The following is a 13,386-nucleotide window of genomic DNA, read 5'->3' as shown; positions in this document are numbered from 1 at the left end:
AATCATCATCGTGACCTTTCACCCGTTTTCGCCAGGGAGGCGGCGCTGAGCACGCGGGGGACCGTCGCCGTGGTGGCAGGGGCCATGCTGCTCGTCTCGCTGGCCGCCCGCGACGTCTCGCACGCCCCCGCGTCGGTCGTCGCCCGCGCCAAGCCGCTGGAGAACCCGGACGGGACGAAGCCGGGGCTGGTCCCGCTCACCTCCCGCCCGGACCGGGGCGCCGCGGTCAAGCTCATCAGGAAGGTCCGGGTCGGCGCCCAGGGCTCCAAGCGGGGCTACACCCGCACCCGATTCGGCGTGAACTGGGCCGACAGCGCCAAAGGCGTCCCGTACGCGCGCAACGGGTGCCGCACCCGGGACGACCTGCTGGCCCGCGACGGCGAGGACCTGAGGTACCGTGTCGGCTCGAAATGCGTCGTCATCGCGATGACGCTGAAGGACCCGTACACCGGCAGGAAGATCCGGTGGGTCAAGGGCGACGCGGACCGTGTCCAGGTCGACCACGTGGTGCCGCTGTCCTACGAGTGGCGGATGGGCGCGTCGAGGTGGTCCAAGGCGAAGCGGGTCCGCATCGCCAACGACCCGCTCAACCTGATCCCGGTCTACGGCCCGGCCAACGAGGCCAAGGGCGGCGCGGGGCCGGCGTCCTGGCTCCCGCCGGTACGGCGGATCCGCTGCGCGTACGTCGCCAGGTTCGCGCAGGTCGCGGTCAAGTACGACCTGCCCGTCACCAGGGCCGACAAGGCATCGATGCTCGCCCAGTGCCGCTGACGACGCCCGGCCGCGCGGCTCCCGGTTCCGAGGCCCTGGATTCCGAGACCGCCGGTTCCGAGGCCGCAGGACGTGGCTCGCGGCAGGTCAGACGCGGCCGGACATGAGGAGTTCCCTGGCGGCCTCCGGGGCCTTGGCCAGCGACCCGGAGTCGAACGGGGGTTGCGGGTCGTACTCGATGGCGAGCTGGATCGCCTCGGCGGTGGTCCGATCGGCGATCCGCGCGACGAGCGCGAGCGCCATGTCGATGCCCGAGGAGACGCCGGCGGCCGTCACCACCTTGCCCTGGAACACGACGCGTTCGGCGGTGTAGGTGGCGCCGAACGACTCCAGCAGGTCGGTGGCACTCCAGTGGGACGTGGCCTGGAGCCCCCGGAGCAGCCCGGCGGCGCCGAGGAGCAGGGAACCCGTGCAGACCGACGTCGTCCACGTGGTCCCCGCGTCCATCCGCCGGATCCAGGCCGCGAACCCCTCGTCGGACACCAGCCTCCTGGAGCCCGGGCCGCCGGGGACCAGCAGGATGTCACAGGACTCGATGGCGTCCAGCGTCGCGTCGGCCGTGAGGGCAAGCGCGCCCACGCCGTCGCGCACCGGCCCTTCGGCGGACGCGGCCAGCACCACCTCGGCGCCGGGCAGCATCCGCAGCACCTCGTACGGCCCGACCACGTCCAGCGCGGTGAATCCCTCGTACAGCGGGATGACGATACGCATGATGGGTTCCTTCCAGTGGGTGTGGCCGTGTCGCGCGGCCGGCGTCAGCCGGGGCCGTGCGCGCTGAAATGGCCCCGGTACTGCCCCGGGGTGACCCGGAGGGCCCGTTTGAAACAGCGGTGCATGGTCTGCACCGTGCCGAACCCGCAGGCCCGCGCGATGGCGTCCACTGTGGTGTCGGTGGTCTCCAGCAGCCGCTGCGCGGCCTCGACGCGGGCGGACTCCACGTAGGCGGCGGGCGTCAGCCCGGCCTGCGCGGTGAAGACGCGCGCGAAGTTGCGTTCGCTCATCCCGGCGCGGGCCGCGAGCACGGGGACGGTCAGGTCCGCCGCCAGGTGCTCGGCGATCCACTCCTGTACCTCGCGCAGCGGCGCCCGCGCGGGCCGTTGCGCGGCGAGCTGGGTGCTGAACTGGGCCTGCCCGCCCGGGCGCTGCACGAACATGACGAGCTGCCGCGCGATCCGCCGTGCCATGTCGGCGCCGTGGTCCTCCTCGACCATGGCCAGCGCCATGTCCATGCCGGCGGTGACCCCCGCGGACGTCCACACCTGGCCGTCACGGACGAAGATGGGGTCGGGATCGACGGTGACCTCCGGGTGGAGGCGGGCCAGCAGGTCGCAACTTGACCAGTGCGTCACGGCCCGGCGCCCGTCCAGCAGGCCGGCCCTGGCCAGCAGGAACGCCCCGGTGCACACCGACGCGACGCGCCGCGAGCGCCGCGCGGCCGAGGCCAGCCAGTCCATCAGGCGGGCGTCGTCGCGGGCGGCGGTCGTCCCCCGCCCGCCGACCGCGATGAGGGTGTCGACGGGCCCCTCGCACTCGTCGATCACCATCGTGGGGGTGACGGTGAGCCCCCCGCGTGCCGTGACGGTGCCGGGGGCCGCCGCCACCGTCTGGATCAGGTAGCCGGGCGTCAGCCGTCCGACCTGCGTGAAGACCTCGTGAGGTCCGGTCAGGTCGAGGATCTGGAAGTCAGGGAAGACGACGAACACGACGCGGCGCTCTGCCATGCGTCCATGCTCTCGAAGTGCTGGTCATGGCTGCAATGACACAGTTATGACGATTTCAGCCATGCAAGCGGTTGAACAGCTAACTCACGTAAAGTCGCCCCGGTGCGGCGTGGCGTGAGGCGCCCGCCGAGCGTGACCCGGGGCGCCCGCCGAGCGCTGCCTGAGGCGCCCGCCGAGGTCGGTCAGTTCCTGGTGCCCACCGGTTCGCGGCGGTACTGCGCGTCCATCTGCGTCTGGTCGGCGCGCGGAGCGTCCTGCGGCTGCTCGCCCTGCCGGGGCCCGCCCGCGAGGCGTCGCACCGCGTCCTCAAGCTGCTCGGGCGTCTCCCCCTCGACGAGCCGTCCGCCACCCTGCGCCACGCTCCGGGGCATGGCCCAGAAGCGCCCGGTGTGCTGGCCGTACCAGACCGACCATCCGGGCAGCCGCGCCGCCAGCTCCCGTGCCGCGGCCTTGCCTTCGCTGACCTCGTACGTCATCACGACCTTCTTCCCGTGGTCCAAAACGCATCGTCATCGGCCGAGACGGCCGCCCCCACCCCACGACGCCCGAGCAGGCGTCCTATGGCGGACGAACACATCCCTTTTCGGACGGTTGATCGGCCGGCACGAACCAGTCCGCACTGCCCGCGATGTCACGTCGGAAACCCCCGGTCTCCCACGGTACGGGACGAAAACGAAATTTGGTCACGTATGAGCTTCCGGTCCCGTAAGGCGAGACGGGTTTTCGGCCGCGGATCAACCCCTAGAACCGGATTTCCTGGGGTTCCCCTTGTCTCCGGTACCTGCTCATGATGAGTCCAATCGACGATCTCAGGAGTGCCGATGAGAACCGTGCACCGGACCTGCCCCCTTTGTGACGCCGTCTGCGGCCTGCGGCTCACCCTCGACGACGCCGGGCAGGTCACGTCGGTCAAGGGCGACCCGGAGGACCCGTTCTCCAAGGGGTACATCTGCCCCAAGGGCGCCAGCCTCGGCCACCTCGACGCCGACCCTGACCGGCTGCGCGTCCCCATGGTCCGCAGGGACGGCGAGTGGCACGAGGTCTCCTGGGACGAGGCGTTCCGGGTCGTCGACGAGGGCCTGAACAAGGTCATCGACACCCACGGGCGCGAGAGCCTCGCCGCCTACTTCGGCAACCCCACCTTCCACACCATGGCCGGACCCCTGTACCGGGGGCCGCTGGGCCAGGCGCTCGGCACCCGCAACATCTACTCCGCCAGCACCATCGACCAGATGCCGAAGCACGTGTCCTGCGGCCTGATGTTCGGCAACCCGATGGCCATCCCGGTGCCCGACCTGGACCGCACCGACTACCTGCTTGTGCTCGGCGCCAACCCCGTGGAGTCCAACGGCTCGCTGTGCGCCGCCCCGAACTTCCCGGCCCGCCTCAAGGACCTGCGCAAGCGCGGCGGCAGACTCGTGGTCGTCGACCCGCGCCGCACACGCACCGCCGACCTCGCCGACGAGCACCTGTTCATCAGGCCGGGCACCGACGCCTTCCTGCTGTACGGCATCGTGCACACCCTGCTGGCGGAGAACCTCACCGCGATCGGCGTCGACGTGGAGGGCGTCGAGGACCTGCGGCGGCTGGCCGAGGACTTCGCCCCCGAAGCCGTGTCCCCGATCTGCGGGGTGCCCGCCGAGAAGATCGTCCGGCTGGCGCGTGAGCTGGCCGCGGCCCCCACCGCCGCCGTCTACTCCCGCATCGGCGCCTGCACCGTCGAGTTCGGTACGGCCGCGCAGTGGCTGGTCGACGTGATCAACACCCTGACCGGGAACCTCGACCGGCCCGGCGGGGTCATGTTCACCCGGATCGCCGCGGGCGGGATCGGCCCCTGGCACGAGCCGTACGCCACCGGGCACTGGCACAGCCGCGTACGAGGGCTGCCGGAGTCGCTCGGGGAGTTCCCGGTGGCCACGCTCGCCGACGAGATCGAGACCCCCGGAGAGGGCCAGGTCAGGGCGCTGGTGTCGGTGGCGGGCAACCCGGTGCTGTCGGCGCCGGGCGGGCCCCGGCTGGCGCGGGCCCTCGCCGACCTGGAGTTCATGGTCTGCGTCGACCCCTACCTCAACGAGACCACGCAGTACGCCCACGTCATCCTGCCGCCGCCGCGGATCCTGCAGATGCCGCACTACGACTTCCTGCTGCTGACCGTCACGGTGCGGAACTACACCCGGTACTCCCCGGCCATCCGGGAGCTGGAGCCGGGGCAGCCGTCCGAGGCCGCGATCATGGGCAGGCTCATGCTGATCGCCCAGGGGCAGGGGCCGGACGCCGACCCCTCCGCGGTCGACGAGATGATGCTCGGCGGCATGCTCGCCGGGGGCACCAGCATGCCGGGCTCGCCGGTCGAGGGCATGGACGTGGCCGAGCTGCGGGCCTCACTCGAGGGCGACAGCGGACCCGAACTCATGCTGGACGCCATGCTCAGGATGGGCCCGTACGGCCTGTCGCTGGCCAAGCTGCGGGAGAACCCGCACGGCATCGACCTCGGCCCGCTCGGGCCCAGGCTGGCCGAGCTGCTGTCCACGGCCTCGGGCAAGGTGGAGCTGGCCCCGCCGGGGATGGCCGAGGAGACCGGCCGGATGCTCGAACGGCTGGCCACGCCGGCGCCGGAGATGGTGCTGATCGGGCGCCGCCAGCTTCGCTCCCTGAACAGCTGGCTGCACAACGTGCCCACCCTGCGCGGCGGGTCCAACCAGTGCACCCTGCACATCCACCCGGACGACGTGACCCGGCTCGGGCTCGGCGACGAGGTGGTCGTCCGCTCGGCCAACGGCGAGCTGGTCGTGCCGGTCGAACCCACCGACATGATCATGCCGGGGGTCGTGAGCCTGCCCCACGGGTGGGGGCACGCGGGCACCCCGCAGCGGCTCGCGTCGGTGGAGGCGGGCGTCAACGCGAACGCGCTGACCGACGAGTCGGTGATCGACGTCCCGTCCGGCAACGCCGTCTTCAACGGCGTACCGGTCACGGTCAGCCCCATCGACATCCTGGGCGACACGCCGATCGACGGCCGCATCCCCGCCCCGGCCTCCGCCTGACCGCCCCCGCCTCTGCCTGATCGGCCCGATCTCCGCCTGGCCGGCTCGACATCCGCCTGATCGGCCCGGCCTTCAGTCGCCGGGGAACGGCCACTCCCGCACGCCGGGGTGGCCGTTCCTCATGTCCGCGCATTGCCCGCGAGTGTGGGTTATCGTGGTGTACGAAACGGTGTCGTACACTAGGAGACTGAAATGAAGATCCCCGACCTGTCCGGGTCCACCGCCGTGGTCACCGGAGGGAACAGCGGAATCGGCCTGCCCACCGCGGCCAGGCTGGCCGCCCACGGAGCGCACGTCATCCTGACCAGCCGCGACCGGGCCAAAGGCGAGGCGGCCGTGCGGCAGGTCCTCGAACGCGCCCCGGGCGCCCAGGTCGAGCTCGCCTCGCTCGACCTGGCCGACCTGTCGTCCGTCCGCGCCTTCGCCGCAGGCCTGACCGGCCGCCTCGGCGGGCTCGACCTGCTCGTCAACAACGCCGGAATCGGCCTCATCCCGCGCGGCTTCACGGCCGACGGGTTCGAGACCCAGCTCGGCACCAACCACTTCGGGCACTTCGCGCTGACCGGGCTGCTGCTCCCGCTGCTCCTGGCCAGGCCGGGGGCCCGCGTCGTCACCGTCTCCAGCGACGCCCACAACCTGGGGAAGATCGACTTCGATGACCTGACCCTGGAGAAGGGCTACGGACGGATGTCCGCCTACGCCCGCTCCAAGCTGGCCAACCTGCTGTTCACCCTGGAGCTCGGACGGCGTGCCCGCGCCGCCGGGGCGGACCTGCTCAGCGTGGCGTCGCATCCCGGCATGACGGCCACCAACTTCCTCCAGATGGGAGTGCTCACCGGCCCGGTGCGCGCGATCACCGGCCTGTTCGCGTACACGGCCGAGCAGGGCGCGGAACCCTCCCTGTACGCGGCGACCTCGCCGGACATCCAGCCGGGCGACTTCATCGGACCGAAGCTGAAGAAGCTGAAGATGTCCGCCCGTGCCCGCGACGAGGCGGACGCCCGGCGGCTCTGGGAACTGTCCGCCGACCTCACCGGCGTACGATTCGAGGAGTTCAAGCAGCGCGTGTAACAGGAGGCAGAACGAATGGGCGCTGAGGACGACCAGGCGCTCAGGCCCCGGCGGCTCAGCCAGGACCGCGAACGGGCCATCATCGACGCCACCCTCGAGCTGCTCGCCGAGCTCGGGTACGACCGGATGTCCGTCGACGAGATCGCGCGGCGGGCCGGCGCGAGCAAGGCCACGATCTACCGCCGGTGGTCGGGCAAGTCCGAGCTCGTCGTCGACGTCATCTGCAGGCGCTTCGACCCCGACACCGCCGAACCGCCCGACACCGGCACGCTTCGCGGTGACCTGGTGGCCGTCTTCGCCGCGTTCTGCCGGGCGCTCGAACGCAAGCACGACCTGATCGTCGGGCTGCTCCCCACCTTGCTGTCGGATCTCGAACTCGCGAACACGCTGCGGGCGCACCTGCCCAGCCAGGACCTGAGCGGCGTGAGCATCCTGCTCGACCGGGCCCGCGAGCGAGGCGACCTGCCCTCGCCCGTGGATCCGGCCGAAATCCTCCCGGTGGCCGAGGCCCTCGCCTACCGGCGCGTCTTCTTCACCGGCCGCCCCCTCGACGACGCCTTCACCACCCACAGCGTCGACCGCGTCCTGCTGCCCCTCATCCACACCTGGTCCTCCTGACCCCCTGGCCCACGGCGAGCCGGGGACTCAGGCGGCTCGTACGGCTCAGGCGGGCTCAGGCGGGCTCAGGCGGGCTCAGGCGGGCTCAGGCGGGCTCAGGCGGCGAACATGAGAAGCAAGCCCACGACGGTATAGGCCACCATCAGCAAGAGCAGAGGGATCTGCCCGACCACGGCGGTACGCCGGGGGAACAACACCAGCGCGCGGTCGTGCGCGAGCACCGTGCCGACCAGGTGGCCGATGACGATGACCGTCACCTGCAGCATCGCGATCCCGGCGGGGGTCGTACCGGCCGCGCTGACCTTCCAGCCCGCGGTGCCCAGCCAGTTCGCACCGATCACGAGCGGGTCGGAGAGCAGGGAGACCGTCCGCTGCCCTTCGAGCAGGAGCAGCGTGTAGTAGTGGGCGACCATGTACCCGACGGCGATCGGCACGACCGCGTGGGCCAGCTCGCCCGGCGTCGTTCCCGGTTCGGCCGCCCCCCAGCGCCCGGCCAGCGTCGTCGCGCCGAGGTAGGCGGCGAGCACCACGCCGATGACCGTGAGCAGGCCCGTCGTCCCCATCACGGGCGCCGGCACCGGGCTCTCCTGCACGAACCGCACCCAGACCGGGGCGTTGGACAGGCTGTCGTACATGGTGGACCCGAGCAGCACCACCACCAGGACCGTCAGCCCCGGCGCCGGGCGCAGCCCCGCCATCCCGTCCAGCGAATTGCGCCAGGCCACGACGCCGTCCCGGCGCCGCACCAGGGGAGAGAGCCGGCCGGCCAGATCGCTGTAGGCCTCGAACGCGTCCCCCTTGTCGAACCAGCGCGACCCGAAGACCACCGCCCCGGCCATCATGATCACGACATAGGCCACGAGCCAGACGGTGATGACGGGCAGGGTGGTCCGTTCGGGGGCGACGAGCTCCAGCCAGACGAAGGAAAGGATGCCGGCGGCGGCGGGCCAGTACCCCAGGCCGGGCGGCAACGGCCGGAGGCCGGTCTCGGCGTCGCGCCGCAGGGCCATGCACGCCAGCAGGTGAACCGTCCGCAGCGGGTTGAGCGTGCGCCACACCGGGCCGAACAGCAGCGAGAGCGGCAGCAGTCCCACCCAGAACAGGACGTACACCACACCCGCGGTGGGGTTCTCAACCTGATCGGGCCCGAAAATCAGCCCCAGACAGAAGTACGCCGCCGCGACCAGCCCGGCGACCCGCCAGACCCACCGCCACGCCGACGCCGACACCGCCTGCTGCACCACCACGGACAGCGGCCGAACACGCTGAAGCGCACCCCCCAGCCGAGGCTCGGTCCACAACGCTCCAAGCGCCCCGAACGACACCACCAACGCCACGACCGCCCCCGCCAACGCCCCCGCGAACGGAATGGGCAAATCCTGCCGCCCCCCGATCCCATGCGCGAGCACCCCGACCCCCCAACCCATCAGCGCACCAGGAGCTGGCAGAGCTGCAGGCCCGTGCCGTGGGTCTCGACCTCGAACAGGCCGGTCTGGTCGGCGACGAACTCGATCTTCACCGGCAGGTGCGGCAGCAGGTTGACCTTCTTGTCGTACCCGTGCACGTGCGTGACGTCGGCGACGTCGCCGGTCACCGTGATCCGTACCGTCTGACCCTTGGCGACCTCCACCCGTCCCGGCGGCGGCGACACGTCACGGCCGGTGATGGTCACCGCGATGTCCTTGACGCCCGCGGCGCCCGGCGCCGACGCGCTCGACGTGCCACAGGCGGTGGCCATGAGCAGGACCACCCCGAAAACGAGAGCCGCGAAAAACGAACGGCGGCGGGCGGGGGCGGACGTCATGGGGCGTTCTCCTGGAGCGGGCGACGGCGCGGGGGTGGGTGAGAGGAAGCAGGGGAGGGTGATTTGGAGTGGGGACGGCGAGGGCGGGTCACTTGGAGTAATGCGCGGCGTGGGGGCGGGTCAGCGTCGCTTGGCCGGTTTGGGGCGCGGTTCCTTGCGCGGGGCGGCCTTCGCCGGCGGCTTCCCCGCTCGCGCCGATGGGTTCCCCGACCTGCCGGACGGCTTGCCCGGCCGCGCGGCGGCGGGCTTGCTACCAGGGGCGTCAGTGGCCGGCGGCCTGCGCGCGGCCCGGATCACCATGAAGCCCACCCCGGCGACCAGGACGGCCGGCACCACCCACACCAGCACACCACTCTCGGACCCGGCCGGCGCCGCCGTACCCGGCGGACTCTGCCCAGCACCGCCCGATCCCCCCGTCTCGGGCACGGTACCGCCACCGGTCTCAGGAACCGTGCCGCTACCCGTCTCAGGCACAGTGCCGGTGCCGTTCGGCGCCGTGGTCGTGGCGCCCGGCAGGGGAGCGGCCGTGGGGCCCGCGACCTGCGGCCCGGTCGCGCCAGGAGTGCTCCCCGGCGACGGCTGGGCGGTCACGGGACCTGCGGCATGGTCCGCCGCCAGCGCCGGGTCCGGCTTGTCGGTCGGCGCGTGCCATCCCTTGGGCGGCGCCGACATCTTCCCCTTGTACGTGAACCGGACCTCGCCCCGCACCGGCTCGCCGTCGGAGGCGATCGTCTGGTACCGGGCGACGTAAACGCCCTGCTCAGGCCAGTACGCGACCGGGACCTTCGCGGGGTACCCGAGGTGGTACAGCCGGGGTTCCCACGTGCCGTCGACCAGGTGGTACTCCTGGACCGGTTTGTCCAGGCGCTTCGGCTCACCCGGCGACCAGTGCCGGTCGACCCGCTTGCCGCTGGGCGTGCTGACGGTGAAGTACGCGTTGGGGGTGGGCTGCTCGGTGAAGTAGAGCGCGAGCGACTCCATCGGCTCGTTCACCGTGCTCCCCGCGGCGGGCGTCGACAGGGCGAGCTGCCCGTGCGCCGACGCGGGCGTGGCGACGGCGGTCATCGCGAGACCACCGAGGAGTACCAGCAGGAGCAGTCGGCTTGACCATCGCACGGCGCCACTCACCATCGCGGCCGGAGCGGGGACGGGGCGGAACGGGGTGCGTCGGGACGAGCGCAGGGTCGATCCTCTCAGGTACCGGACACGTGCGCCGACCACGTCATATAGGTGAACTAAAGAGCCAAAGAAGGACGAGCGGGAACACCACCACGCTCGCCGGTGTGCCGACCGGTGTCGCGCGAGTAGCTACTGCGCCACATTGTTCCCAGGAAGCCACCAGCCCGTCAACCCTCACCCCCACCTCGGGAGAGCGCTCCCACCATGGCGCAGGCCGGCACAGGGACGGTCTGCGCAGGGCGGATAGCATCGGCCGATGAGGCGAGTGCTGGTGGCGGGCATCACGGGCGCCGGGAAGACCACCATGGCCCGGCGGCTGGCCCAGGCGACCGGGCTGCCCTTCCACCAGCTGGACGAACTCGCCTTCCTGTCCGGATGGCGTGAACGGCCCGAATACCTGGCCGACGTCGTCCGTCTCTCCGAGTCGGAGGCGTGGATCTTCGACTCCTGGGGCGACCGCCGGGTCCGCGACCGCCTGTGGTCGTGCGCCGACACCGTGGTCTGGCTGGACTTCTCGTTCACATTGGTGACCCGCAGGCTCCTCTGGCGCTCACTGCTCCGCACCACACGCCGCGAGCAGATCTTCAACGGCAACGTCGAGACCGCCCGGGAGTGGTTCGGCCGGGACCACCCCCTGTGGTCGGCATGGGCCGAGTACCGCCCCCGCCGCGCCGAGATGCGCCGCCGCCTGGCCGACCCCGCGCACGCCCACCTCCACCTGATCCGCCTCCCCTCCCCCAAGGCCGCCGACCGATGGCTCAAAGCCGTCACGCCAAGCGCCTGACGGGGCGTGCGTCGAGGTTGATTTCGGGGCCAACATATTCGGGCCGACCGGCATCTAAGGAACATGGAGCAGAGAATCCCAGGATGGGTCCTGATCTCCGTGACCGCGGTAGCCGCTGCCACGATGGTCCTGACCTCGACACCCGCCCTCGCCGTGACCGCGTCGACCCCCGCCTTCGGCGACGCCTCCCCCGCCGCGCTCGCCACAGCGGCGGCGCCCACCGTCACCGCCACCGCCGAAGACAAGCCCACGTGCGCCCGCATCCGGGGCGCGGCTGCGTGCGTCGGCCCGGACGGGAGCGACCGGCCGGGGATCTCGATCGAGGACACCGAGTCCGACCGGTTCCACGCCACGGTCGAGTTCTACCTGAACGGCTATCTGGGCACGAAATACGTCATCCACAACCTCGGCGGCCAGGGCGGGATCCGGGGCGACCGCGAAATCGGTACGACCGTGACGTTCAGGGCGGCGGTCTACAAGGGGAACCACCGGATCAAGTTCGGCCGGTGGAAGACGGTCCGCAGCGACACCAAGTACCCCGTCAAACGGGAAACCCATGTCACCCCGTCCGCGGCGCGGGCACGGTCCGAGGTCTGCACGTCGACCAAGGGCGCCGCCACCATGTGCTTCGCCGACAAGGACACGGTCGTCTTCGCCTGCGACACCGGCGCCGACGGCCACCAGGCACGCGCCGAATACTTCGTCGGCGGCGACCCGACGGCCCGCTACGAGATCCACCAACTGGCCGGCTACAACACCTGCGGAAAGGCCGAACACGGCGACCTCCCCGTGAGCAAATACCGCGCCTCACTCTTCGACCACAACCACCGCGCCGCCACCAGACTGTACAAATACCACTAGCCAAACGACGAGGACAGCCGCTCGCAAGGCCCGGCCAGGTCGGTGCGGGCGGCTGATTCGAGGTGGACCCCCGGAATTACGGCCGACCAGGCGACGGAGGCGAAGGTCAGCCGTCGGTACGGTCCTATGCCGGTCGCATCAAAGCCCCGCCTGTCCGGCACGCATTTGAGACGTGGATCATGGCCACTCGACGCGGATGAGATACACCTCGCGTTGTTCCTCCATCACCACGTAGGTCGCGAGACCACGCTCGCCAAAAGTGTGGGTGAGCTTGTTGGCTTTAGGGTTGGCCGGGTCATACGGTCGGCCACTCCACGGCGCGGTCTCCAGCAGCGTGAACAGTTCGGCGAGCGGACGCAGGGCCTCTTCGGGAACCGCGGCGATCTGGTCCTCGGCGACCGGGTCGAGTACGAGTAGGTACACCTACAGCTCGACTCCGCGAGCGGCGAGGATCTCTCGCCATGGCCTTCCCTGGGGGACCGGCTCGCCGGTAAGGATCTGCTCGGCCCTTACGTGCATCTGGCGGCGTCCTCCGGGGTCTTTCACCGTGTCGCACGCGGAGATCCACCAGCGGTGAACGAAATCGTTCAGGGCTCCGAGATCCAGACTCACCCGCACCTCATCGAGGACCGCCTTGAGCCCAGCGTCGAACGCCTCGCGGTCCTGGCGTATGACCAGGGCGGCGCGGATGGCTCGCAGGTTCTTCTCCGGCATGGACGGGCCGGCTGGTGTGAAGTCCTGTGGCTGCGCTGTCATGTTGGTCCCCTCTCCCCATCACAGAGCCTACCGAGCCCAGCTGACAAGGCTGGGAGTTACAGAATGAGGAAGAGACGAGACCCATGTGGCGCCGGTCGCGGAGATCCATGCCCCCAGGCCGAGGAAGGACGCTGGTCTGGTCAAGTGAAACAGTGCTCGGTTCTTTCAGGCGCAAGGTTCGCCACCGTCGATGTGATCGATGAATTCGGCCGCGTCCATCGCGGCCACGGCCGTTACGTTTGGGTAGTAGTCGCGGATCCGTTCAGGAAGCACGCCGTCCAGCAGCAGAGCCGCGACCTCTGCATAAGGAATCCGGGTTCCAGTGATCACCGGCACTCCGCCACGGATCGCCGGATCCACGGTCACATTCTCGTGTGGCCGGAGCGGACCTGGCTCGTGCGGACCACCATGTGCGCCGGTTGGATGGGTGGGCGGTGACGGCGCTGTGGTGGAGGGCGTGTCGGGTGCATTCGCGTCGTCGGGCATGGGCAGGGCGAACCATACGGTGCAGCGATGGTTCTGTTCGGTGAAGCCCCAGCGGGTGGAGAGGGTTCGGATCAGGTGGACTCCACGGCCGGAGGTGGGGAGGTCGCCGTCCGAGTTCGCGGGGACGCCGGGCATGGTTCGGGCGCCCTCGTCGGTGACTTCGACTAGTGCTGCGACCGGAAACGATCACCGGGTTCGCGTGTAGCCCGCGGTGCCGATTGGATGTTGTGTACAGGTCCGATCGGTGCGAGGAGGCGCGGTGGCAGAACCGGTCCGGGTACGAAGATTGAT

Annotated in this window: 15 protein-coding genes; 6 read left to right on the top strand and 9 right to left on the bottom strand. The window is 70.7% G+C overall.

The annotated features are described in order from the left end of the window. The first annotated feature begins 72 nt into the window (after positions 1-72). Positions 73-771 carry an HNH endonuclease family protein gene (locus NYZ98_RS37175; RefSeq protein ID WP_262849319.1) on the top strand — a complete coding sequence of 233 codons (699 nt, stop codon included), beginning with the start codon at positions 73-75 and terminating at the stop codon, positions 769-771. 87 nt (positions 772-858) lie between these two features. Here NYZ98_RS37175 and NYZ98_RS37170 read toward each other — a convergent pair whose 3' ends face one another. From NYZ98_RS37170 to NYZ98_RS37160, 3 genes are all read right to left on the bottom strand, one after another. Further along, positions 859-1,482 carry a DJ-1/PfpI family protein gene (locus NYZ98_RS37170; RefSeq protein WP_316249644.1) on the bottom strand — a complete coding sequence of 208 codons (624 nt, stop codon included), beginning with the start codon at positions 1,480-1,482 and terminating at the stop codon, positions 859-861. Between the two features lie 44 nt (positions 1,483-1,526). Next, the gene (locus NYZ98_RS37165; RefSeq protein ID WP_262849317.1) at positions 1,527-2,492 is read right to left on the bottom strand and encodes a GlxA family transcriptional regulator; all 966 of its coding nucleotides are present in this window, start codon (positions 2,490-2,492) and stop codon (positions 1,527-1,529) included. 182 nt (positions 2,493-2,674) lie between these two features. After that, the gene (locus tag NYZ98_RS37160) at positions 2,675-2,968 is read right to left on the bottom strand and encodes a hypothetical protein (RefSeq protein ID WP_262849314.1); all 294 of its coding nucleotides are present in this window, start codon (positions 2,966-2,968) and stop codon (positions 2,675-2,677) included. A gap of 345 nt (positions 2,969-3,313) precedes the next feature. Here NYZ98_RS37160 and NYZ98_RS37155 point away from each other — a divergent pair, with 345 nt between their 5' ends. From NYZ98_RS37155 to NYZ98_RS37145, 3 genes are all read left to right on the top strand, one after another. Beyond that, complete coding sequence (locus NYZ98_RS37155; protein ID WP_262849312.1) at positions 3,314-5,536, top strand: molybdopterin-dependent oxidoreductase; 2,223 nt, start codon at positions 3,314-3,316, stop codon at positions 5,534-5,536. 192 nt (positions 5,537-5,728) lie between these two features. Then, a complete protein-coding gene (locus NYZ98_RS37150) occupies positions 5,729-6,607 on the top strand; it encodes an oxidoreductase (protein ID WP_262849309.1) in 879 nt (292 codons plus the stop codon). Between the two features lie 15 nt (positions 6,608-6,622). After that, positions 6,623-7,225, top strand: coding sequence for a TetR/AcrR family transcriptional regulator (locus NYZ98_RS37145; RefSeq protein WP_262849307.1), 603 nt, complete (start codon positions 6,623-6,625; stop codon positions 7,223-7,225). 95 nt (positions 7,226-7,320) lie between these two features. On the opposite strand, the gene NYZ98_RS37140 is transcribed toward NYZ98_RS37145, so the two are convergent. The 3 genes from NYZ98_RS37140 to NYZ98_RS37130 all read right to left on the bottom strand — a co-directional run bounded on the left by NYZ98_RS37140 (position 7,321) and on the right by NYZ98_RS37130 (position 10,145). After that, a complete protein-coding gene (locus NYZ98_RS37140) occupies positions 7,321-8,472 on the bottom strand; it encodes a hypothetical protein (protein ID WP_262849305.1) in 1,152 nt (383 codons plus the stop codon). Between the two features lie 179 nt (positions 8,473-8,651). Continuing rightward, on the bottom strand, positions 8,652-9,029 hold the full coding sequence (locus NYZ98_RS37135) for a cupredoxin domain-containing protein (protein ID WP_262849304.1): 378 nt from the start codon (positions 9,027-9,029) through the stop codon (positions 8,652-8,654). Between the two features lie 120 nt (positions 9,030-9,149). Continuing rightward, the gene (locus NYZ98_RS37130) at positions 9,150-10,145 is read right to left on the bottom strand and encodes a copper resistance protein CopC (RefSeq protein ID WP_262849302.1); all 996 of its coding nucleotides are present in this window, start codon (positions 10,143-10,145) and stop codon (positions 9,150-9,152) included. A 319-nt stretch (positions 10,146-10,464) separates the two neighbouring features. Here NYZ98_RS37130 and NYZ98_RS37125 point away from each other — a divergent pair, with 319 nt between their 5' ends. Next, positions 10,465-10,992, top strand: coding sequence for an AAA family ATPase (locus NYZ98_RS37125; protein ID WP_262849299.1), 528 nt, complete (start codon positions 10,465-10,467; stop codon positions 10,990-10,992). 63 nt (positions 10,993-11,055) lie between these two features. Further along, positions 11,056-11,853: a hypothetical protein gene (locus NYZ98_RS37120; protein WP_262849297.1), complete on the top strand. Its 798-nt coding sequence runs from the start codon at positions 11,056-11,058 to the stop codon at positions 11,851-11,853. A gap of 177 nt (positions 11,854-12,030) precedes the next feature. On the opposite strand, the gene NYZ98_RS37115 is transcribed toward NYZ98_RS37120, so the two are convergent. The 3 genes from NYZ98_RS37115 to NYZ98_RS37105 form a co-directional block, all read right to left on the bottom strand. Next, positions 12,031-12,276, bottom strand: coding sequence for a hypothetical protein (locus tag NYZ98_RS37115; protein ID WP_262849295.1), 246 nt, complete (start codon positions 12,274-12,276; stop codon positions 12,031-12,033). Next, positions 12,277-12,567 (bottom strand): DUF6247 family protein, encoded by a 291-nt coding sequence (locus NYZ98_RS37110; RefSeq protein ID WP_262849294.1) that lies wholly within the window; start codon positions 12,565-12,567, stop codon positions 12,277-12,279. 207 nt (positions 12,568-12,774) lie between these two features. Then, positions 12,775-12,969, bottom strand: coding sequence for a DUF433 domain-containing protein (locus tag NYZ98_RS37105; protein WP_262849292.1), 195 nt, complete (start codon positions 12,967-12,969; stop codon positions 12,775-12,777). Positions 12,970-13,386 lie beyond the last annotated feature (417 nt).

The organism is Sphaerisporangium corydalis, from assembly GCF_025506355.1.
In the GTDB taxonomy this organism is placed as follows: domain Bacteria; phylum Actinomycetota; class Actinomycetes; order Streptosporangiales; family Streptosporangiaceae; genus Sphaerisporangium; species Sphaerisporangium corydalis.
The sequence above is the reverse complement of the archived record's forward strand: the minus strand, read 5'-3'. Positions and strand labels throughout refer to the sequence as shown.